At 63.3% G+C, this 19,596-nt stretch carries 15 protein-coding genes and 3 tRNA genes; 8 read left to right on the forward strand and 10 right to left on the reverse strand.

The genetic code is table 11. The annotated features are described in order from the left end of the window. Positions 1-552: 552 nt before the first annotated feature. The 5 genes from BN3266_RS05655 to BN3266_RS05675 all read right to left on the reverse strand — a co-directional run bounded on the left by BN3266_RS05655 (position 553) and on the right by BN3266_RS05675 (position 2,428). Positions 553-1,125: a 6-carboxytetrahydropterin synthase gene (locus tag BN3266_RS05655; RefSeq protein WP_021658110.1), complete on the reverse strand. Its 573-nt coding sequence runs from the start codon at positions 1,123-1,125 to the stop codon at positions 553-555. 72 nt (positions 1,126-1,197) lie between these two features. Then, positions 1,198-1,590: a Fur family transcriptional regulator gene (locus BN3266_RS05660; protein ID WP_059004376.1), complete on the reverse strand. Its 393-nt coding sequence runs from the start codon at positions 1,588-1,590 to the stop codon at positions 1,198-1,200. Between the two features lie 503 nt (positions 1,591-2,093). Then, positions 2,094-2,178: transfer RNA gene (locus BN3266_RS05665), tRNA-Tyr, on the reverse strand. 40 nt (positions 2,179-2,218) lie between these two features. Next, positions 2,219-2,294: transfer RNA gene (locus BN3266_RS05670), tRNA-Thr, on the reverse strand. Between the two features lie 57 nt (positions 2,295-2,351). Then, positions 2,352-2,428 (reverse strand) — tRNA-Pro (locus BN3266_RS05675). Between the two features lie 277 nt (positions 2,429-2,705). Here BN3266_RS05675 and BN3266_RS05680 point away from each other — a divergent pair. From BN3266_RS05680 to BN3266_RS05690, 3 genes are read left to right on the forward strand one after another with little or no spacing between them, the layout of a single operon-like run. Continuing rightward, complete coding sequence (locus BN3266_RS05680; RefSeq protein ID WP_059004377.1) at positions 2,706-3,671, forward strand: AAA family ATPase; 966 nt, start codon at positions 2,706-2,708, stop codon at positions 3,669-3,671. 24 nt (positions 3,672-3,695) lie between these two features. After that, positions 3,696-4,886: a DUF58 domain-containing protein gene (locus tag BN3266_RS05685; protein WP_059004378.1), complete on the forward strand. Its 1,191-nt coding sequence runs from the start codon at positions 3,696-3,698 to the stop codon at positions 4,884-4,886. 16 nt (positions 4,887-4,902) lie between these two features. Then, positions 4,903-7,614, forward strand: coding sequence for a transglutaminase-like domain-containing protein (locus BN3266_RS05690; protein WP_059004379.1), 2,712 nt, complete (start codon positions 4,903-4,905; stop codon positions 7,612-7,614). 1,072 nt (positions 7,615-8,686) lie between these two features. On the opposite strand, the gene BN3266_RS05700 is transcribed toward BN3266_RS05690, so the two are convergent. The 5 genes from BN3266_RS05700 to BN3266_RS05720 are packed head-to-tail and all read right to left on the reverse strand — an operon-like array spanning position 8,687 to position 14,815. After that, positions 8,687-9,907: a hypothetical protein gene (locus tag BN3266_RS05700; protein WP_059004381.1), complete on the reverse strand. Its 1,221-nt coding sequence runs from the start codon at positions 9,905-9,907 to the stop codon at positions 8,687-8,689. A gap of 44 nt (positions 9,908-9,951) precedes the next feature. Then, the gene (locus BN3266_RS05705; RefSeq protein ID WP_059004382.1) at positions 9,952-11,085 is read right to left on the reverse strand and encodes a nucleoside hydrolase; all 1,134 of its coding nucleotides are present in this window, start codon (positions 11,083-11,085) and stop codon (positions 9,952-9,954) included. Positions 11,086-11,107: 22 nt separating this feature from the next. Beyond that, a complete protein-coding gene (locus BN3266_RS05710) occupies positions 11,108-12,397 on the reverse strand; it encodes a nucleoside hydrolase (protein ID WP_059004383.1) in 1,290 nt (429 codons plus the stop codon). A gap of 24 nt (positions 12,398-12,421) precedes the next feature. Further along, positions 12,422-13,564: a nucleoside hydrolase gene (locus tag BN3266_RS05715; RefSeq protein WP_059004384.1), complete on the reverse strand. Its 1,143-nt coding sequence runs from the start codon at positions 13,562-13,564 to the stop codon at positions 12,422-12,424. A gap of 24 nt (positions 13,565-13,588) precedes the next feature. Further along, positions 13,589-14,815: a nucleoside hydrolase gene (locus BN3266_RS05720; protein ID WP_059004385.1), complete on the reverse strand. Its 1,227-nt coding sequence runs from the start codon at positions 14,813-14,815 to the stop codon at positions 13,589-13,591. A 348-nt stretch (positions 14,816-15,163) separates the two neighbouring features. Here BN3266_RS05720 and argH point away from each other — a divergent pair, with 348 nt between their 5' ends. The 5 genes from argH to BN3266_RS05745 all read left to right on the forward strand — a co-directional run bounded on the left by argH (position 15,164) and on the right by BN3266_RS05745 (position 19,591). Continuing rightward, complete coding sequence (argH, locus tag BN3266_RS05725) at positions 15,164-16,498, forward strand: argininosuccinate lyase (RefSeq protein ID WP_059004386.1); 1,335 nt, start codon at positions 15,164-15,166, stop codon at positions 16,496-16,498. 33 nt (positions 16,499-16,531) lie between these two features. Continuing rightward, the gene (locus BN3266_RS05730) at positions 16,532-17,269 is read left to right on the forward strand and encodes an aspartate/glutamate racemase family protein (protein WP_059004387.1); all 738 of its coding nucleotides are present in this window, start codon (positions 16,532-16,534) and stop codon (positions 17,267-17,269) included. A 29-nt stretch (positions 17,270-17,298) separates the two neighbouring features. Then, a complete protein-coding gene (locus BN3266_RS05735; RefSeq protein WP_059004388.1) occupies positions 17,299-18,132 on the forward strand; it encodes a transporter substrate-binding domain-containing protein in 834 nt (277 codons plus the stop codon). Positions 18,133-18,216: 84 nt separating this feature from the next. Next, complete coding sequence (locus BN3266_RS05740) at positions 18,217-18,882, forward strand: amino acid ABC transporter permease (protein ID WP_059004389.1); 666 nt, start codon at positions 18,217-18,219, stop codon at positions 18,880-18,882. Next, positions 18,869-19,591, forward strand: coding sequence for an amino acid ABC transporter ATP-binding protein (locus tag BN3266_RS05745; RefSeq protein ID WP_021658129.1), 723 nt, complete (start codon positions 18,869-18,871; stop codon positions 19,589-19,591). The genes BN3266_RS05740 and BN3266_RS05745 overlap by 14 nt, the downstream gene beginning before the upstream one ends. Positions 19,592-19,596 lie beyond the last annotated feature (5 nt).

The raw sequence follows: 19,596 nt of genomic DNA on the forward strand, positions 1-19,596 counted from the left end.
AAGCGCGCCTGATCCGGAGGGGCAAAACCGGCCATCTTTCCCCCACATGGTCGGAGTTGCTCCCCTGCGGGGTGAGCGGCTTTTTTCTCAAGCGGGCCCCCGTCGGCCCGGCAAACTTTATTTTTGCTACCCATATAAAGAAAGAGGCGGCCGATTCGAAAAAGCGGCCGCCTCTTTGACTTAAAAAACGTTCTGCCCTCCCCATCAGGCACTTCAAAGAGCTTTCTCTACTTCCAGCAAGAGCAGCCCCTGTCCCTCCCCGCTCTCTTGCCCCCCTGCGGCAAACAGACGCAATGAAAAGAGATAAGTATCCTCCCCATATGAAATGCACCCCAAAAAAGCAATGTTGGGTGCGAACAGGCGAGGCACCGCCCCACGCGCAGGCGCTATCCTACAAAAAGAAAAACCTGCGGAGCGCGAATTGCTCACCGCAGGTTTGAAGGGGCGGGCACTTTAGCCACCCAGAACAAAAAGTGTTTCTCAAAAGGAAAACCGGGGCAACTTCTGCGTTGCCCCGGTTTCCATGCCATTCAGTTGTACATATCACGGCACTTATTTGTCGGCTTTTCTATATCCGCACTTGGGGCATACGCCGTTCTCATCGAGGGCGATGCCGCACAAGGGGCAGCGATCGATCTTGTTGTCCGTCTGGAATTCAGCAGAAGCTGCATTGACACCACTGGTAAAGGTGATCTTGGCAATATTGAGTTTATCCTTCAGCAAATCATAGACGATTTTGATCATGCCCTCTACCGTCATGGTTTCTTTTGTAACAACCAACCGGCAGTCCGGATAAGCGGTGGCCAACTCTGTTTTGAAAGCCGGGCCTTTCATCTGATTCTGCGGTGCGCCGTTGCGGATGCCTTGCTTTTCGTACACGTCAAGAACGGCGGGAAGGAGGGGGTCATCCTCTCTGAGGATCAGCGCGTGGTCAAAATTCTTCAGAACTCCCCAAGCGGTTTTCTGGATCTCGTTGCAAGGGAAAACCATATTTACACCAGATTCCACCGAATCCTCAACCTCAATGGTCAGAACACCGGTGTGCCCGTGCAAGTACTGAGCTTCTCCCTTAAAGCCGTAAAATCTGTGCGCATATTGCAGGTCCAATGTTGTAATGCTTCTCATATGCTGATATCCTCCTAATTTATTATTTACGGGATCGTACACCCCGTATGGCACATTGAATTTGCGAAAGGGCTATGACTGAGACTTGGTTTTGCAATCCGGGCAGATGCCTTTAAACATCAGGTCATGGCCGCTAAACTCAAAACCGTGGGCATCCTTGATCCGTTTTTCCAAATCTTCAATGTAGTCCATATCCACATCAAAAACCCGACCGCATTTTAAACATCTCGCATGATAGTGATCGTGACATAGGTGATCGAACCGATCGGCGTCGCCCGGAACCTCCAGCTTTCGGATCTCCCCGTTCTCCGCAAGCTGATTTAAATTCCGATAGACAGTCACCTTGCTGATATTGGGGTACTCTTTGACAACCAAATTGTAAATTTCTTCAACGGTGGCATGGCACTGTAAGGTATTGACCGCCTTCAAGACCAAAGCCCTCTGAATCGTATTTCGCTTTATCATTTCACTTGACCCTTGATCTATAATTAGAATTTATTTCTAATTAGAATAATAATCCAATTAGAACAGCATGTCAAGTCTTTCTATGAAATTTTTGACAATCCTCTTTTCCGACCATATTCCGCATACTGATAAAAAGCCTGCAAGTCCGCACGAATACTAAAAACGGGCCGGTCATCCCAGGGGGACCGGCCCGTTTGAGTGGGAAAAACGATCGAGAGGCCCGCCCATATCCCAGCCACAAGGGCGCAAAAAGGCGCGTGAGAAACTGAAGGAAGGATTGAAATCCCTGCACCAGGACCTTCTAAACTGTGTTGGCCGCCAGATCGGCTCTGTTGGGATACACACGGCAGAAAAACACAAAAGAAATCGCCATACAGCTGCAAAACGCAACCATACGGCGATTGATTTATTGAAAGGGGCGGACACTTTAGGTGTTGCCCGAGCGCGGGAGCATTGCTGCAAAAAGAAAAAACCTACGGAGTGCGAATTGCTCACCGCAGGTTTGGTGGTGGAGGATGGATTCGAACCATCGAAGCGAAACGCAACAGATTTACAGTCTGCCCCCTTTGGCCACTCGGGAACTCCACCATATTTTATTTTAGTAGCCACATTGGCCGGCCCTTTTCAATGGAGCTGGTGGACGGACTTGAACCCCCGACCTGCTGATTACAAATCAGCTGCTCTACCAACTGAGCTACACCAGCAAATGTGACAACGGTATGGATTATACCATCTTCTTTTTGCGTTGTCAACAAAAAAATTGGTCGAGGCGACAGGACTTGAACCTGCGGCATCCTGGTCCCAAACCAGGCACTCTACCAAACTGAGCTACGCCTCGTCAGCCTTTGTGTTACAGCGCAGCACACCAAAAATTGCTGGATATTCGTAACACAGCTTTTATATTTTAGCCCATCCGCGCCCGTTTGTCAACCAGATCTGCCTCCCTCTTTTCCCTGCTCCGTCCGCGCTGTAACCCAACTGTAACACTTTGTAACCTCCGTCAGGTTGTATGAAAAAATTTGCTCATGTATACTGTTGTTATAGCAAACGGCCGCCCTGCCGCCCCGCCCCGCGGGGAGGCGGCCGCGCGGACAGAGCAAAAAGGGAGTGAAAGCATGGAGCACACGTACAACCCCAAGGCGCAAAGCATCCTTTCTGAAATCAAAAAAGCAGTGGTCGGCAAGGACGACATCGCCGCCAAGATCCTCATGGCCCTGCTGGCACAGGGTCACGTCCTCCTCGACGACATCCCCGGCGTGGGCAAGACCACCCTGGCCATGGCCTTCTCCAAGGCCCTCTCGCTGGACTACCACCGCATGCAGTTTACCCCCGACGTCATGCCTTCGGACATCACCGGCTTCACCATCTACAACAAGCAGCTGGGCGATTTTGAGTACAAGCCCGGCGCGGCGGTCTGCAACCTCTTTTTGGCCGACGAGATCAACCGCACCTCCTCCAAGACCCAGTCGGCCCTGCTGGAGGTGATGGAGGAAGGCCGCATCACCGTCGACGGGGTCACCCGCGAGACTCCCAAGCCCTTCATCGTCATCGCCACCGAGAACCCGGTGGGCTCGGCGGGCACCCAGATCCTGCCCGAGTCGCAGCTGGACCGGTTCCTCATCTGCCTCTCTATGGGCTATCCCGACGTGGAGAGCACCATCACCATCATGGAGCGCCGCCACGACAGCAACCCGCTGGACGAGGTCATCCCCCAGGCCAGCCGGGAGGAAATTTTGCAGATGCAGCGGGAGACCCAGCTGGTCACCGTACACAAGGCCATCTACGAATATGTGGCCCAGTTGACCGAGGCCACCCGCAACCACGCCATGATCACCCTGGGGATGAGCCCCCGCGGCGCCCTGGCCCATATCCGGATGGCCAAGGCCATGGCCTACCTCTACGGCCGCGACTTCGTGGTGCCCGACGACGTACAGGAGACCTTCTTCGACGTGGGCGCCCACCGGCTGGTGCTGGGCTCCAAGGCGCGGGTCGGCGGGGTCACCGCCAAGACCCTGCTGCAGGAGATCCTCAACGACACCCCGGCCCCGCAGATCACCGAAAGCCTGCTCGACCAACAGTAGAAGACGCCGAAAGGGGATGTTCCCGTGAAAAAAGCGCGCATCATCTACGGGGCGTTCTGCGTCGCCATGGCGGTGTTCGCCTTCTCCTACCGGGAGTACCTGTCCATGCTGGCCTTCGCCATGGCGCTGCTGCTCCCTCTGGGGCTCTATCTGCTGCTGCGCCACTGCGCCAAAAAAGTCAAGGTGGAGCTGCTGCCCGGCCCCCACTCCCTGGGGCGGGGCGAGTCGTTCTCCCTGCAGCTGCAGATCAAAAACCGGGGGCGGCTGCCCATCGCCCGCTGCCAGGTGGAGCTGTTGGCCCGCCACCAGTTCTACGGCGACCCCAACCGAACGGTGGTGGAGACCCCCGTCTTCTCCAAAAACACCCAGACCATCTCCTACTCGGTGGCCCCCCGCCACACCGGGAAGATCACCTTCTCCCTGGGCGAGGTGCGGCTGTACGACTTTTTGGGGATCACCTGCATCCGGCTGGAGCCGAACAGCCGCTTCGTGCTGCCGGTGCTGCCCGCCTTTGTGGACTCGGCCGCCCGCATCGGGGTGGACTTTTTCCGCCACGTGCCCGACAGCAACACCTTCTCCCGCCACCGGCGAGGGGACGACTCCTCCGAGACCTTCAAGCTGCGGGAATACCAGCCCGGCGACCGGATCAACCACATCCACTGGAAACTCACCGCCAAGGTGGGCGAGATGATCGTCAAGGAGTCCAGTTTCCCCCTGCAGGACACCACCTGCATCTTCTTGGAGCTCTACCGGGTCTCCGGCTCGCGGGAGGACAAGAACTACCTTGACGCCATCTTGGAGACCCTCTGTGTCCTCTCCCCCCTCTTTTTGCAGGAGGGGATCGAGCACACCGTCTACTGGTACGACCTGCAAAATGGGGGGCTCGCCTCCCACCGGATCACCGATGAGGCCGACCTGTTTGGCTGCCTGGACGACCTCTTTGACGCCGCCAGCTACACCGAACAGATCTACGCCCTGCAGGCCTACTGCCAGAACTTCACCGTGGCCAAGAGCGCCCAGGTCCTCTACCTGGCCCCCATCATCGAGACCGGCCCCATCGAGCAGATGGGGATGGAGCACCGGGAGCCCTTTACCTTTTTCTACATCCACGACTTCGACCACTGCGACATGCCGGTGCTGGACCGGTATGGCATCCGCTGTATCTGCGTGGACTCCGACCACCCGGAAGGGGCCCTGCAGGCCCTGATCCTGTGAAGGGGGGGACTGGACTTTGAAAGCGAAGAAAAAGCGCGGCAAGAAACCCTCCCTCCTCTACAAACTGCGCCACCCGGCGCCCCTCCCCCCGCTGGAGGGGGACGACATCGTCCTTCTGCGGGACACCTCCCTCGCCCTGGAGCGGCGCGCCCCCCAGGCCAGGTGGTATGTGCGGCTGTTTTTGCTGGGGCTCTGCACCCTCTCCTTTTTGGCCAGCTTCCTCACCCTCTACCAGCTGCCGGTGAGCCTTGTCTCCCCGGTGGCGCTGGGGGTCTGCCTGGTGGGGGTCTGCCTGCTCTACACCCTCTTTAAATACCCCCTGGCGGGGACGGGGGCGGTCCTCTTTGCCGCCGTCTCCTTCGGCCTCTTCAAAAGCGACGCCCTCTTTTTCGGCTTTGAGATGTTTTTCAACCGGGTCATCGAGCTGCTCAACTGGCACACCTTTGAATTTTTGATCCCCTACCGGATCCCGCCCCTCTACGACCAGCCGTCCAGCGAACGCTTCTTTGTGAACTTTGCCCTCTGCTGCATCCTCTTTGTCATTGGGGTGGCCATCCTCTACCGGCCCAACATCTTCCTCTACCTGGCGGCCACCTTCCTGCCGCTGCTCCCAGGGCTTTTCTACGGCCTCACCCCCTCCTACCTCCCCTTCTTGCTGCTGGCCGCCTCCTACGCGCTGGTGCTCTCTTTGCACCTAGCCACCCGGCACCCCCGCGCCAAGAGGGATTTCTCCGAAAAAATCGAAAAAAAGACCCGCGCCTTTCGGGTGGACTACCGAAATTACAGCTACCGCTACGCCACTGCCCTCAAGAGCGGCTGTGTCCTCATCGGCCTCTGCCTCTGCTGCCTGGCGGCGGGCGGGCTCATCATCTCGCCGCCGCTGTACAACAGCCAGGCCTTTACCTCCTTTCGCAACGGCGCCGGACACAAGCTCTCCGAGGTGTCGATGGAGAAAGAGCCCAGCCGCATCCTCAACCTCTACCACGGGCAGTTGAGCCGCCTGGGCATCTGGCGCAACTACGACGCCGCCAACGACCTGATGATCCGCACCCCCACCCTGGGCCAGTCCATCTACCTCAAGGGGTATGTGGGCGGGATCTACCGGGGGGACCGGTGGGACACCCTGGACGAGGAGGCCGAGCAGACGGGTCGGCAGGCCTTCGGCACCCTCTTCTCCGAGGCGGAGACCTCTCCCCAAAACCTCCCCAGCGACTACATCGCCCTCTGTGACACCATCGACAACCCGGTGCTCAAAGGGGTCTACCTCTCCCACGCCACCATCTCGGTGGAAGGGCTCAAGGACACCGCCCTCAAGCAGTTCACCTACGTGCCCTACGGCGCGGTCTACCCCTGGTACATCGGGGAGGAGATCGACCCCTCCCTCCTTCTCGAAGGGGAGGAGCTGCCCGAGCGGGAGACCACCCAGACCGACCTGGACAGCACCATCTGGACCGACAACAACCGTTGGGCCGGCTCCTACGACTTTGACTTTTACACCACCCCCAACCTGCTGGGGGTGGACATGGACACCCCCCTGCAGGAGGCGGCGCAGCGCGACCGCGACGCGGCGGCTTACGCCCGGCGGGAGGCGGCCTACCGCCGCTTTGTCTACCAGACCTACACCCAGGTGCCCGAGAACATTCAGAAGGTGCTCACCGACGAGCTCTTCACCCCCCAGGCCCTGGCGGAGGCGGGCGACCTGGCCACCTACACCGACTGGGTCCGCAGCTATTTGAATGAACACTACCACTACAACCCCGCCCCCGGCTCCACCCCCGACGGGCAGGACTTTGTCGAGTACTTCCTCACCCAGCGAGACAGCGGCTTTGCCACCCACTTCGCCTCGGCGGGCGCCATGATGCTGCGCTCGGCCGGCGTGCCCGCCCGCTATGTGGAGGGCTACGCCCTCACCCCCCAGACCTTGAGCGGTCGCGGGCTGGAGGACGAGAAGGTCCCCATCGAACAGCCTCTGTTGGGGGTCACCGCCCTGGTGGAGCGGCGGGGCACCATGGTCAGCGGCAGCACCATGCACGCCTGGGTGGAAATCTACCTGGACGGCTTTGGCTGGGTGCCGGTGGAGATGACCCCCTACCGCTCTATCGAGTACGACACCCTGCCCGTGGTGGACGGCGAGGTGGCGCCCCCCATCATCTCCGGCGGGGGCGGGGGCGGGACCGGCAGCGGCGACCCCAGCGACAGCATCGGCGGGGGCAGCGTCACCTTTGACGGGGTGGACGATCCCCTCTCCATCTTCGACACCTGGCGGCGCCCCCTCAAAAACGCCCCCTGGACCACCATCGTCTGGACCGGCATCGTCTGGCTGGGCGGCCTGATCGCCGTCGCCGCCGTCTTTCTGGCCCTGCGCCGGTTTGTGCGCATCCACCGCTTCAAGCGCTCCCTGGAGACCGACGAGCCCCGCCGCAACATCATCCGCCTCTACCGCTACCTGCTGCAGGCGCTGGACTTCTTCTCCTTCGGCTACACCCACGCCCACTCCTACTACGGGATGGCCAGCAGCATCGAGGTGGCCTTTGGCGACCACCTGGAGCACGGCGAGGCCCTGCCCATCATCGAGCTGGTGCTGGAAGCCGGCTTCAGCCAACACCAGATGACGCCGGAGCAGTTCCGCGAATTTCTGGTCTTTGTCGACCGGTTCATCCGCTCGGTGTCCAAGGGCCAAAACATCTTTAAGAAACTCTCCTTCCGCTTCCTCCACGCGCTCTGGTGAGACGTCCCCTACCGTTGCCTTTCCTCCTCCTTTTTCACACAGCGGGCCCGGCACCTGCCACACGGCAGGCCGCCGGGCCCGCTGCTGCGTTTTTCCCTTCGTCCCCGCGGGGGGCGGGTCGTTTCAGCCATAGGGGAGAGAGGGCATCCCCATCTCCCCCTCGCAGAGGGCCACCCTGCTCAGAATAGCGGCGGCCGGAAAGCGGCTTCCCCCTCCCCTCTCGACAGGTGCGCCGGCCGGCCCAGCACCCAAAGGAGAGGGCTCCCATATTTAATGGAGTGCACCTGGCTGCACAGCACACAACCGAGACCGCTCCATATTTTCTGCCCCCCAATATCAAGAGGGACAACCTTCCCCACCCCACAGGCAAAAAAATAGAGGGGCTTTTTCCCGCCACCGCAGGGACCGCTCCCTTCCATCGGGCGGGCCGCCTCCTCCCAGCGGCCTGTCCCCCACCGCCACAGAGGCGACCCACCGGTGAAGCGGGATCGCCCCAGATTGGGCGAATGCCGGACCCACTTCAACTGCTGCTGAGGATCTTCTCCCCTCCCGACCAGCCTTTTGCCCCTTCGCCGGGAGCAGGATGCTGTCTGTTCCTCTCCCGGCGCTCTCAATTGGCCCCCATTGGCCCCATCGGCAGGACGACAGCCGCTGGGCGGCGAGCGCCCCCCGAGGCCGAGAGAAACCTCCCCTCTCCCACAGACACTGCCGCCGCAGCGCCCTCCTCGCCAACCTCTCCTCCCACTGTCGGGAGCATCGACCCTCCGCTTTCCTCAGCGCCTTTGGCCGGACGAGCCCTTTATTATGCCCCAGACCAAGAGGGGAACTGACCCGCTGATTGAAAAAGGGGCAATTCCGCCAGAGTTCGGGGAGATCACCCCCCGCCGTCTTCTCGCCTCCAAAAACGCAAAACCAGCCGCCGATTGGGGCTCCCCCTCTTCTCTCCCCAATCGAGTGGCTTCCCCTCCATCTGAGCAGCCCCTTCTCCCCGCAGCCCCATCATCTCCAGGCGCAAAAGACAGCGGCCCGTCGCCCGGGGTGTGGGGCGACAGGCCGCTGTCTTTATGGGAACTTATTTTTCCGGGGGAAGGACGATGCCGGGCCACCCCCACTTGATCTGCGCCTCATAGGGCATAAATTCCAGGGCGATCCCCTCCGGCTGGGAGGCGAGAACTTCCAACTGCTGGCTGGAGGTGCCCTTGGCCGCCTCCCCCCGCAGCTCGTAGGTGATGGCGGGCTGCTGGTACTCCGCCCACTTGCCGGCGGGGCCCACATTGGCCTTGAGGGTGACGATGGACGAGGTCTCGCCGTAGGTCTCCACCGTGGTGAAGACCGTCCCATTAGAGCGCTTGACGGCGCTCAGGCGGTACCGCTGACCGCCCACGGTGAAGGGGGTGTTCAGCTCGATGGTCTCCCCCTCCGCCGGGTTGGGGATGGACACCGCCTCGCCGGCGGTGGCGTAGACGGTCTCCGCCAGGTTGTCAAAGGTCATGTACCAGACCTTGGGGGTGCGGTAGAAGAGCTCGTAGAGGGAGGGGACCCGCTTGAGGGTGTAGAGGGACAGGCTCCTCTCCTCGCTCTGCTCCAGCACGCTCTCCACCGTCTCCTGGGCCCGCCAGTTGGTGCCGGCCATCCCCAGGTCGGCCAGGGCGGGGTAAACCATCTGGGTCTCGCCGTCGGACAGGCACTCCACCAGCAGGTTGCGGCCATCCGCGCTGGCCGACTGCACCCGGATCTCCACCGAACGCCCCCCCTCTAACTGCACCGTCTGCACCGCCTCCGGCTGGTCGGAGAGGTCGATGACCGGCCGCTCCTTCTGCCTGCTGTCGTTCAGGGTGAGGTAGGCGCTCTCGGCCTCCCCGATCTGCCCCACCGGCACCGTGTAGTAGGCGAAGAACTGATCGGCCACCCAGTTGTAGTGGACGTCCACCTGCTCCGGGTCGCTTTCGACGCGCTGACCGCCCACCTCCAGTGCCACCTGGGGGATGTTTCTCTGCAGGTCGATGAGCAGGTAGCTGATCTCCTCGTCGCTCAAGTTGTAGGCCTGCCCCGGGCCCTTGGGGTTGGGGCAGCGAAACACCCGGGTCAACAGGACATACCCCTCGCCGTTCTGCCGGCGAAAGACCGACTCAATGTGGGTCAGGCCGTTTCGCTCCGCCACCTCGGGGATGTCCTGGATCTTTTTGGCGGCCACCTTGCCGGTCAGCGCCAGCGCTGCGGCCGCACAGGCCACCGTGGCCACGCAGACCGCCAGCACCTGTTTTTTGCTTTTTCCCTTCTTGAGCAGGTTCATACAAACACCCCGTCTTTATCTTCTCTTCTGTCTGCCGTTCACCGTCACAGCGCCGCTGCACTGCCCAAAAGGTTGCGGCACTGGTGGAGCAGCACCACCGGCGCCGGGGCGGTCTTTCCCTGCCAGTCCCACATGGCGCAGGCCACAGCCACCCGGTGGGGGCTCCCCCCCTCGGCCGCGGATATGACCGTCACCCGCCCCCGCCCGTCTAGGGGCTCCCCGTCGAGCCCTGTCACCGGCCCCTCGCAATAGCCCAGGTCGGCCGGTTTGAGGACCAGGGTCGTCTCATCGATCAGCAGGGAGACCGCCGCAATACCGTCCAGCGGGAGGGTGCCGGCGGCAAAGTTGCGCTTCCCCTTTTCATCCCAATAGCTCCAGAGGGCGTCAAACAGCCTGGGCTGGCTGGCAAAGAGGGTCCACAGGTCCTTCTGGGTGCCGTGATCGCCTAAAGAGATCGACGCGTCTATCATCACCAAGGGGATGCCGCTGGCCAACACCTTCTGCAGGGCCGCCGGGTCGGCCGGGCCGTTGGCGTCGCTCCCCACCCCGGCCACCGCCCCATTTTCGGTCAGGGAGACGCTCCCCGCCGAAAAGACGACCCGCTGGATGTACTGCGGCAGGTCGGGGTGTTCCTCCAGCGCCCGGGCCAGGTTGGTCAGGGGGCCCAGGCAGAGGATCTGCAGCGCGCCCCCCTCCTGGACAGCGGTCTCGTACATCAACTCCCAGGCGGGGCGAGGGTCAAAGTCTTCTTCCCCCCCAAAGGGGAGGACCAGGTTTCCGGCGCCGGTGGGGCCGGTGTCCTCCCCCCAGACGACGGCCTCTCCCGCCGAATTGCGGGTGGAACCCAGGGCCACCGGGCAGTGAAGGGCAAAGTAGGTCGCTGCCGTCAGCCCGCTGCGGCCGGTCTGGGCAAGGGTCCCCGCGCCGCTGCAGAGGGTGATCCCCCGCACGTCCAGCAGCGCCGTCCCGGCGGCCAGGCCGATGGCCAGAACGTCGTCTCCCCCCGGGTCGCAGTCGATGAGGATCGGGGTGCGCTCGGTCAGGGTGGTGGGGATGTTTCTCTGGGGCGAAAAGGCCATCACCCCCACCCAGAGGGCGAGGACCCCGCAGAAAACCCGCCCCGCCCGCGCCCGCCCCGCCTGTGCCAGGCGGCGTCCTCTCTCCCAAAACATCTGCATCTCTCTCTTCCTCTCTGGCAGGTCAGCTCTTTTTTCCAAGTTGGTTCCGGCAGTCAAAAATGGGACCCAATACCGCACATTCTCCAGCGCCCGATGTCCCCACCCGCTGCTCCACCGCCAGGTGACAGTTGGCCTCTTCCTCCCCCGTGAGCCGCACCAGGGTCCGCCCTTCCAGATCGGCGGGGGTCAGGTAGTCCGCCTCCTCCCAGAAAAACATCCCGCTGGGGAGGTTTGGCTCGACCGGCTCCCTGGTCTCCCGCTCCTTGGTGGGGTCCATCATCCGCATCTGCCCCGCGGGGTCGTAGACGACCACGCTCCTCTCCGGCACCGCCCGCTCCAGCAGCCCTTCCGCCGGGCACAGCTGGGCCGGTGCAAAGCGGTAGGCGCCCTCGTCGAGCACCGCGTAGAGGGCGGCGAGACCGTACAGCGGTACCCCGCCATCCTCCCCCCCGCTTTTGTAGATGTTCATGGGGTAGGTCCAGATGGCCCCGTAGAGCTGCGGTTCGCTGGCAAAGGTGGTCCAGCTGTCTTTGCACACCGAAAGAGCCCCCGCCGTGTACCTGTCGTTGCCCACAATGTAGAGGGGGAGGCCGCTCGCCAGCACCGCCTCCAGGGCGCCGGGGTCCGCCTGGCCGTTGGGATCGGGGGTGGTCAAGATCAGGCTGCTCCCCGCGCCGCCCGCCGTGTACTCCCCGGCGGCGTTCACCGCCCAGAGATCGACGCTGCCGGCCGAGACCACCACCCGCTTCAAATAGCCGGGCAGGTCGGGGTGTTCCTCCAGCGCCCGGGCCAGGTTGGTCAAAGGCCCGGTGCAGACCAGCTGCAACTGCCCCCCCTCCTCCACCGCCAGGTCGTAGAGCAGGTCCCAGGCGGGGCGGGGGTCAAAGGAGCGGCCGCCCTCCCAGGGGAGGGTCAGGTTGTTGGCGCCGTTGGCCCCCGCGTCCTGCGCCCAGGTGAAGGGGACCCCCCGCACCGTCTGCGCGGCCCCCAGGGCCACCGGGCAGTGAAGGCCAAAGTGGGCTGCCGCCGTGAGGGCGTTGCGCCCGGTCTGGGCCAGGGTGCCCGTCCCCCCCACCACCGTGATCCCCCGCACGTCCAGAAGGTCGGCCCCGGCGGCATAGCCCAACATCAACACGTCGTCGCTGCCCGGGTCGCAGTCGATGACCACCGGGGTGCGCTCGGTCAGCCCGGTGGGGATGCCCCACTGGGGAGAGAAGAGGAGGAGCGCCGCATAGAGCACCGCCAGCCCCTCGATCAGATGCCGGCGCAGGGCCCTTCGCGGCCCCCGCCGAACGGTTTGCCCGCCTGCCATCTCGCTTCCCCCTTTGCGCCCGGTCTACCAGTATCGGAAAGTCTGCTCCAAAGTCCCGTACAGCTGGGGAACGGGGATCAACTCACCGGCGCCGGATGCCGAGACCCGCCGGTACTTCTCGTCGGTCACCGCCGTCAGGGCCGCCGCCACCCGGCACTCCCCCTCTCCCTCGGCGGGGGCGTATGCCAGCGCCCCCTGCCGCCACTGCAGATCGGCCGGGAGAAAGGAGAAGGCGCTCTCGTCGGTGAGGGCGGCCAGCACCGCCACCCCGCCCAGCTCCAGCGAGACCCGGTCGCTGGTGCTCCCCTGCTCCTTGAGGAAGGAGAGCATCTGCCCGTAGACGGGCTTTGTCTCCCGCAGGTCTTGAAAGAGGGGGCTGATGGTGTCCCTATCTCTCTGCCGAACCGCCGCCATCTCCGCCTGCACCGGGGCCGGCACCACCGTCAGGGGGATGCCGCTCTCCACCACCTCCCGCAGGGCGGCGGGATCGGCCTGCAGGGTGTAATCACCCTCGGCCACGGCCGCCCAGTAGGCGCTCTCCCCCTCTTCGTCCAGCCCCTCCTCGGGGAGGGGGAGGCCCGCCCCCAGGGTCACCCCGGCGATCCTCCCCGCCAAGTCGGGGTGTTCACGCAGGGCGACGGCCAGGTTGGTGAGGGGCCCCAGACAGACCACCTGCAGTCGCCCGCCCTCCTCCACCGCCAGGTCGTAGAGGAGGTCGCTGGCGGTGTGGGCGTCAAAGCTGCGGCCGCTGGGGGGCAGGGCGGCCCCGCAGAGACCGGTCTTCCCCCACCGGCTCTCCTGCGTCAACAGGCGGCCGTCCAGCGAGGCCCCGGCCCCCAGGGCCACCGGCCAGTCCCGCTCCATCCAGTCCGCCGCCGACAGCAGGTTGCGGGCCGCCTGGGGCAGGGGGACCACCCCGAAACTGGCGGTGATCCCCCGCACGTCCAGGCAGCCGATCTGCCGGGCCATCAGCAGGGCCGTCAGGTCGTCGAGCCCCCCGTCGCTGTCGATGAGCACCGGGGTGCGCTCGGTCAATGTGGCGCCGATGGCCTTCCCCGGCAGCAGCCGCCCGCCGCCGACCACCATCAGCGCAGCCAGGGCGATCGCCGCTGCCGCCGTTCCGATCTTCCGCCCGCGCCGGCGGCCCGCTGTGCCGATCAGTGCCATCTCAAAACCCTCCCGTCGGGGAAATCACCAGTGCCGAAAGGCCTTCTCCATCACCAAAAAGAGCTTGGGGATGGGGATGCGCTCGGTCGCCACCGCCGTGGTCCCAGTTCTGGGCCCGGTGTCCTTGGCCCACTTGTAGTCCTCGTCCGTCACCATTTCCAGTTCGCTCGCCACCCGGCAGCGGACCCCCTCGCCGCCCGGCTCCACCACCGGCCCGTACCGCGCCCAGGCGATGCCCCCCTCTTCCACCGTGAAGGCGCTCTCGTCCACCAGGGCGGCCAGCACCGCCACCGCCGAAAAGTCCATTGCAATGCTCGGGCTGCCCTTGCGGTACTCCTCATTCAAGTATTCCTTGGCCCCTGCGTAGAGAGGGGCGGCTTTGCCGGTGTCCTCCAGCAGGGGGGTCAGGGTGTCCCAGCGGTCTTTTTTGCCCGCCTCCATCCCCTCCAGGGCCGAGACCGGCACCACCGTCAGGGGGACACCGCTCTCCACCACCGCCTGCAGGGCGGCTCCGTCGGCCTCCCACAGCAAGTCGGGGTGGGCCCCCACCTCCTCCTGCTCGTGCTTTAACTGGGCCTCTTCCCAGCGCTTGCGCCAGGCCTCCTCGCTCTCGCCCTTGAGCCGCTCCACCTCCACCTCGGAGATGGGGAGGCGGGTGCTCCCCAGGGTGACCCCCGCCAACAGGCCGGGCAGGTCGGGGTGCTCCTCGATCGCCCGGGCCAGGTTGGTCGCCGGCCCCAGGCAGATCACCTGCAACTGCCCCCCTTCCTCCACTGCCAGGTCGTAGAGGAAGTCGCTGGCGGTACGGGGGTCGGTCTGTCGGGTGGCCGGCGGCAGCACCGTGCCGTAGAGCCCATTTTCCCCCAGGGTGCGGATCCCGGCGGGCAGGGAACCGTCGAGGGCGCTCTTGGCCCCCAGGGCCACCGGCCAGTCCTCCCCCATCCACTCGGCCGCCGCCAACAGGTTGCGCCCGGCCTGGGGCAGGGAGACCGCGCCGTAGGAGGCGGTGAGGCCCCGCACCTCGAGACGGTCCACCTGCCGGGCCAGCAACAGGGCCGTCAGGTCGTCGAGCCCCCCGTCGCTGTCGATGACCACCGGCACCCGCTCGGTGAGGGTGGTGCCGATGGGCGCGCCGGGGATGGCGCGGGCCACCCCCCACAAAAGCCCCAGGCCCACCAGAGCGGCCACCGCCGCCAACAGGCCCCGCCGCACCGCCTTTTTGCGCCAGAGCGCTCTGGTTCTCTCCCGCACAGCCGTCGCCCTCCTCTGCCGCCTGACGGCGGCCATCTCGCATTTTTCCTAAAATCATTTTAACATGATTGCTTTTCAGTAGCAATTTTCTAGCAAACTTGTAACCAATTGTAATCCTTTTTTAAACTTTGCTGTCTTTTGAAAAACCCCCGCTTTTTCTTTTTGTTGAATAGTTATAAACTTTCCTGTTTTTGAATATTTTTAGGGTTTTATACTGTATATACAGAGTAAAAACGATATTTTATACGCAATTTCCCCTTGCATCCTCCCGCACAAAGAGGTATAATCATGCATATCGAATGAATAACTTGCAAATATCTGCAGCAGAAAGGCAGGCGGGCCAGACAGATGGCAGCTAACGGCATTCACAAGCTCTGGGGGGGCCGGTTCCGCGCGGGCGAAGAGGACCTGATGGAGCAGTTCAACAACAATTTCAAAGACACCCACTGGCTCTGCGACCCCGACATCGAGGGCAGCCTGGCCCACGTGGCCATGCAGGTCGAGTGCGGCCTCCTCACCGAGGGGGAGGGCGCCCAGCTCACCGAGGGGCTGCTGGGGATACAGGCCGACGTGCACAGCGGCGCCCTGCCCCTGGACGACCGCTACGAGGACGTGCACACCTTTGTCGAGGCCAACCTGATCGACCGGCTGGGGGAGGTGGGGAAAAAACTCCACACCGCCCGCAGCCGCAACGACCAGGTCAACACCGACATGAAGCTCTACGTCAAGAGGGAGACCGCCCACGTCGTCGAGCTGGTGGAGGCGTTTTTGCAGACGCTGCGGAAAAAGGCGGACGAAAACCCCTACATCATGCCCGGCTACACCCACCTGCAGCGGGCCCAGGTGGTGACCTTTAAGTACCACCTCATGGCCTATCACGGGATGTTGCAGCGGGACCGGCACCGGCTGCAAAGCGCCCTGGAAAACATGGACCTCTCCCCCCTGGGGTGCGGCGCCCTGGCCGGGACCACCCACCCCATCGACCGGGCCTTCACCGCCGAGAAGCTGGGCTTTGCCGGGGTCTACGACAACTTTATGGACGGGGTCAGCGACCGCGACTACCAGCTGGAGGTCCTGGCCGCCTTCTCCATCTTGATGATGCACCTCTCCCGGCTGGCCGAGGAGATGATCCTCTGGGGCACCCAGGAATTTGGCTTTGTCACCCTGGACGACCGCTACACCACCGGCTCCAGCATCATGCCGCAGAAGAAAAACTCCGACGGGGCCGAGCTGATCCGGGGCAAGACCGGGCGGGTCTACGGCGACCTGCTGGCCCTCCTCACGGTGATGAAGGGGCTGCCCCTGGCCTACAACAAGGACATGCAGGAGGACAAGGATCTCTTTCACGACGGGCTGGAGACCGTCCTCCTCTCCCTGACCATGATGGAGCGGATGGTGGCCACCCTCACCGTCCACCCCGAAAAGATGCGCCGGGCGGTCTCCAAGGGCTTTCTCAACGCCACCGAGGTGGCGGACTACCTGGTGGCCAAGGGGGTCCCCTTCCGGGATGCCCACGGCATCGTCGGGCAGATCGTCCTCTACTGCGAGGACCGGCAGACGAGCATCGAGGAGCTGACCCTTTCAGAACTCAAGCAGTTCTGCCCCGCCATCGGGGAGGACATCTACCCCTATATCGACTACGAGAACATCCTGCACAAGGGCATCAAAAAGGAGATGCTCTAAAACCGCCGCCCTGGCGGAAAGGAGGAAGCGCAGGTGAAACTGAAATTCATCAACCCCGATTCGGGGATGAGCCGGGCCGAACTCGCCGCCCGCGAGGCCCTTCTCTCCCGGGCGGCGGGCCCGGACACAGCCATCTCGATGGACTGCCCCCAGCGCACCCAGGTCTGCATCGACTCCGACCTGGATGTGGCGGTGGCCGCGCCCGAGATCGTGCAGATGGCCCTGCAGGCGCAGGCCGACGGATTCGACGCCGTCTGCCTCTACTGCTTCTCCGACCCCGGCCTGTCGGCCTGCCGGGAGCTGCTGCAGATCCCGGTGGTGGGCGGGGCCCAGGCCTCCCTGGCCCTGGCGGCGCAGCTGGGACACCGCTTCTCGGTCCTCACCACCGCCGCCGGCCGCATCCCCCAAAAGGCCGCCTTTGTCCGCGCCCTGGGCTTTGGGAATGCACTGGCCTCGGTGCGCAGCGCCGAGCACGGCCCCAGCGAGGGGCGCAGCCCGGCCACCGACGGCGCCCTGGTCAAGAAGCTGGCCCAGACCTGCCGAAGATGCGCCGAGGAGGACGGGGCCGACACGGTGATCCTCGGCTGCCTGAGCTTTGCCGGACTGGGGGCGCAGGTCTCCGCCCTGGCGGGGCTGCCGGTCATCGACCCGGCCTTCACCCTGGTGGGCACTGCGGAGCTGCTGGTGCGCCAGGGCCTCTGCCACAGCAAGTTGGCCTATCCCCTCCCACCCCGGGCAGTTCGCGCCTGGTCGGGCGGGACAATTGATTAAATAAATAGAGAAAGAGAGAGGAATCGACTATGAAACTGAAAAAAGTATTGGCTGTCGCCCTGGCGGGCGTCCTGACCCTGGGGGCCCTCAGCGGCTGCGGCACCGATAAGAGCGCCGGCGGCGACACCGGGAACGACACCAGCGGCAAACCCCTGGCGGGCAAACACTTCACCGTCGCCATGAGCGCCTCCTTCAAAAACTTCGAGACCGTCACCGTGGACGACAGCGGCAAGGAGGTCTACGAGGGGCTGGACATCGACTTCCTCGACCAGATGGCCGAGGACATGGGCTTCACCTACGAAATTTCCAACATGCAGTTTTCCGGCCTCATCGGCGCCCTTCAGTCCGGCCGGGCCGACTTCGTCCTCTCGGGGATGACCGCCACCGACGATCGCCGCGAAAATGTTGACTTCTCCATCGGCTACATCGAGAGCCGCGACGCCTTTCTGGTGAGCAAGGACTCGGGCATCAAGACGGTGGAGGATTTGAGTGGAAAGAAAGTCGCCTGCTCTGCCGGCACCTCTTACGAAATCACCGCCAATAAAGTCCCCGGCGCCATCGTCACCACCTTTGACGGGCAGCCCGCCGTGTTGGCTGAACTCAAGAGCGGCCGGGTGGACGCCATGTGCACCGACGGCTCCCTGCTGCAGGGCTTCATCAACGACAACCCCGACCTGGACGGCTTCATGATCCCCAAGGACAGCGAGATCAACAAGGACGTGGACAAGGAGTTCGCCATCGCCTTCCCCAAGGGCTCTGACCTGATCGAGGCCTTCAACACCGAGATCAAGGCCCTGCAGGACAGCGGCAAGATGGACGAGATCGTCACCAAGTGGCTGGGCGAGGCCTATATCGGCGAGTAGCCCCTTCCCTTCTTCCCCCCTACACCAAAAAGGCAGACTACGGCGCCGGCCGCCGTGGTCTGCCTGCGCGAAAGGAGAATCCCCATGAATCTGGACTTCGGGATCATCCCCAAGTACCTGCCCATGTTTTTCCGCTCCATCGGCGTCACCATGCAGGTGACCCTGCTCTCGCTGCTGGTGGGCTTTGTGCTGGCCATCCCCCTCACCCTCTGCAAAATCTCCCGCAGCCGCATCCTCCGGGGCTTTGCTCAGTTTTACACCTCCATCTTCCGCGGGGTGCCCCAGCTGGTGCAAGTCGCCATGGCCTACTTCGCCGTCCCCCAGCTCTTTGCCTACAAAATCACCTCCCTGCAAGCGGCGGTGCTGGCCTTCGGGCTCAACTCGGCGGCCTTCCTCTCGGAGAACCTGCGGGGCGGCTTTGCTGGAGTGGATGTTGGCCAGAAGGAGGCCGCCCAGGCGCTGGGGGTCTCCTACCCGCGGATGATGTGGGACATCATCTTTCCCCAGGCCATCAAGAGCGTGCTGCCCAGCATCATCAATGAAATCATCAACCTCCTCAAAGGCACCTCGCTGGTCTCCACCATCGGGATGGTGGACATCATGCGCACCGCCCAAATGGTGATGAGCGCCACCTTTCGCCAATTTGAGCCCCTCTTGGTGGCCGCCCTCATCTACTACGTCATCGTGACCATCCTCAACTTCATCGCCAAACGCATTGAAAGGAAGGTGCGCAAAAGTGATCAGCGTTAAGCATGTCAGCAAGGACTTCGGTGAGCTGGGGGTCCTCAAGGACGTCTCCCTGGACATTCAAAAGGGGGAGATCGTGGCCATCATCGGCCCCTCCGGCTCGGGCAAATCCACCCTGCTGCGGTGCATGAACCTGCTGGAAACCCCCACCTCCGGCCAGGTGTTTATCGACGGGGTGGACATCACCCAGAAAAAAGTCGACATCCTCTCGGTGCGGGAGAAGGTGGGGATGGTCTTTCAGCACTTCAACCTCTTTCCCCACATGACGGTGCTGGAAAACATGACCTACGCCCCCCGCAAGGTGAAAAAGGCCGACAAGAAGGCCGCCGAGAAAAAGGCGATGGAACTGCTGGAGCGGGTCGGCCTGGCCGACAAGGCGGGGGTCTACCCCGCCACCCTCTCGGGCGGGCAGAAACAGCGGGTGGCCATCGCCCGCGCCCTGGCCATGGACCCGGAGGCCATCCTCTTCGACGAGCCCACCTCCGCCCTCGACCCGGAGATGGTCAAAGAGGTGCTGGGGGTCATCAAGGGGCTGGCCGATACCGGCATCACCATGGTGCTGGTCACCCACGAGATGGGCTTTGCCCGGGAGCTGGCCGACCGCATCTGCTTTCTCGACGAGGGCCGCCTGATCGAGGACGCCCCGCCCGAGCGCTTCTTCTCCAGCCCCAAATCCCCCCGCGCCAAGGAATTTTTGGAGAAGGTGCTGTAAAAATC

Source organism: Bittarella massiliensis (ex Durand et al. 2017), assembly GCF_001486165.1.
GTDB lineage: Bacteria > Bacillota > Clostridia > Oscillospirales > Ruminococcaceae > Bittarella > Bittarella massiliensis.

Bases quoted from the DNA above. Each gene is read 5' to 3' on its own strand.
- BN3266_RS05655 (WP_021658110.1), bottom strand. From the start codon at position 1,125: ATGAGAAGCATTACAACATTGGACCTGCAATATGCGCACAGATTTTAC.
- BN3266_RS05660 (WP_059004376.1), bottom strand. From the start codon at position 1,590: ATGATAAAGCGAAATACGATTCAGAGGGCTTTGGTCTTGAAGGCGGTC.
- BN3266_RS05680 (WP_059004377.1), top strand. From the start codon at position 2,706: ATGGAGCACACGTACAACCCCAAGGCGCAAAGCATCCTTTCTGAAATC.
- BN3266_RS05700 (WP_059004381.1), bottom strand. From the start codon at position 9,907: ATGAACCTGCTCAAGAAGGGAAAAAGCAAAAAACAGGTGCTGGCGGTC.
- BN3266_RS05705 (WP_059004382.1), bottom strand. From the start codon at position 11,085: ATGCAGATGTTTTGGGAGAGAGGACGCCGCCTGGCACAGGCGGGGCGG.
- BN3266_RS05710 (WP_059004383.1), bottom strand. From the start codon at position 12,397: ATGGCAGGCGGGCAAACCGTTCGGCGGGGGCCGCGAAGGGCCCTGCGC.
- BN3266_RS05715 (WP_059004384.1), bottom strand. From the start codon at position 13,564: ATGGCACTGATCGGCACAGCGGGCCGCCGGCGCGGGCGGAAGATCGGA.
- argH (WP_059004386.1), top strand. From the start codon at position 15,164: ATGGCAGCTAACGGCATTCACAAGCTCTGGGGGGGCCGGTTCCGCGCG.
- BN3266_RS05735 (WP_059004388.1), top strand. From the start codon at position 17,299: ATGAAACTGAAAAAAGTATTGGCTGTCGCCCTGGCGGGCGTCCTGACC.
- BN3266_RS05740 (WP_059004389.1), top strand. From the start codon at position 18,217: ATGAATCTGGACTTCGGGATCATCCCCAAGTACCTGCCCATGTTTTTC.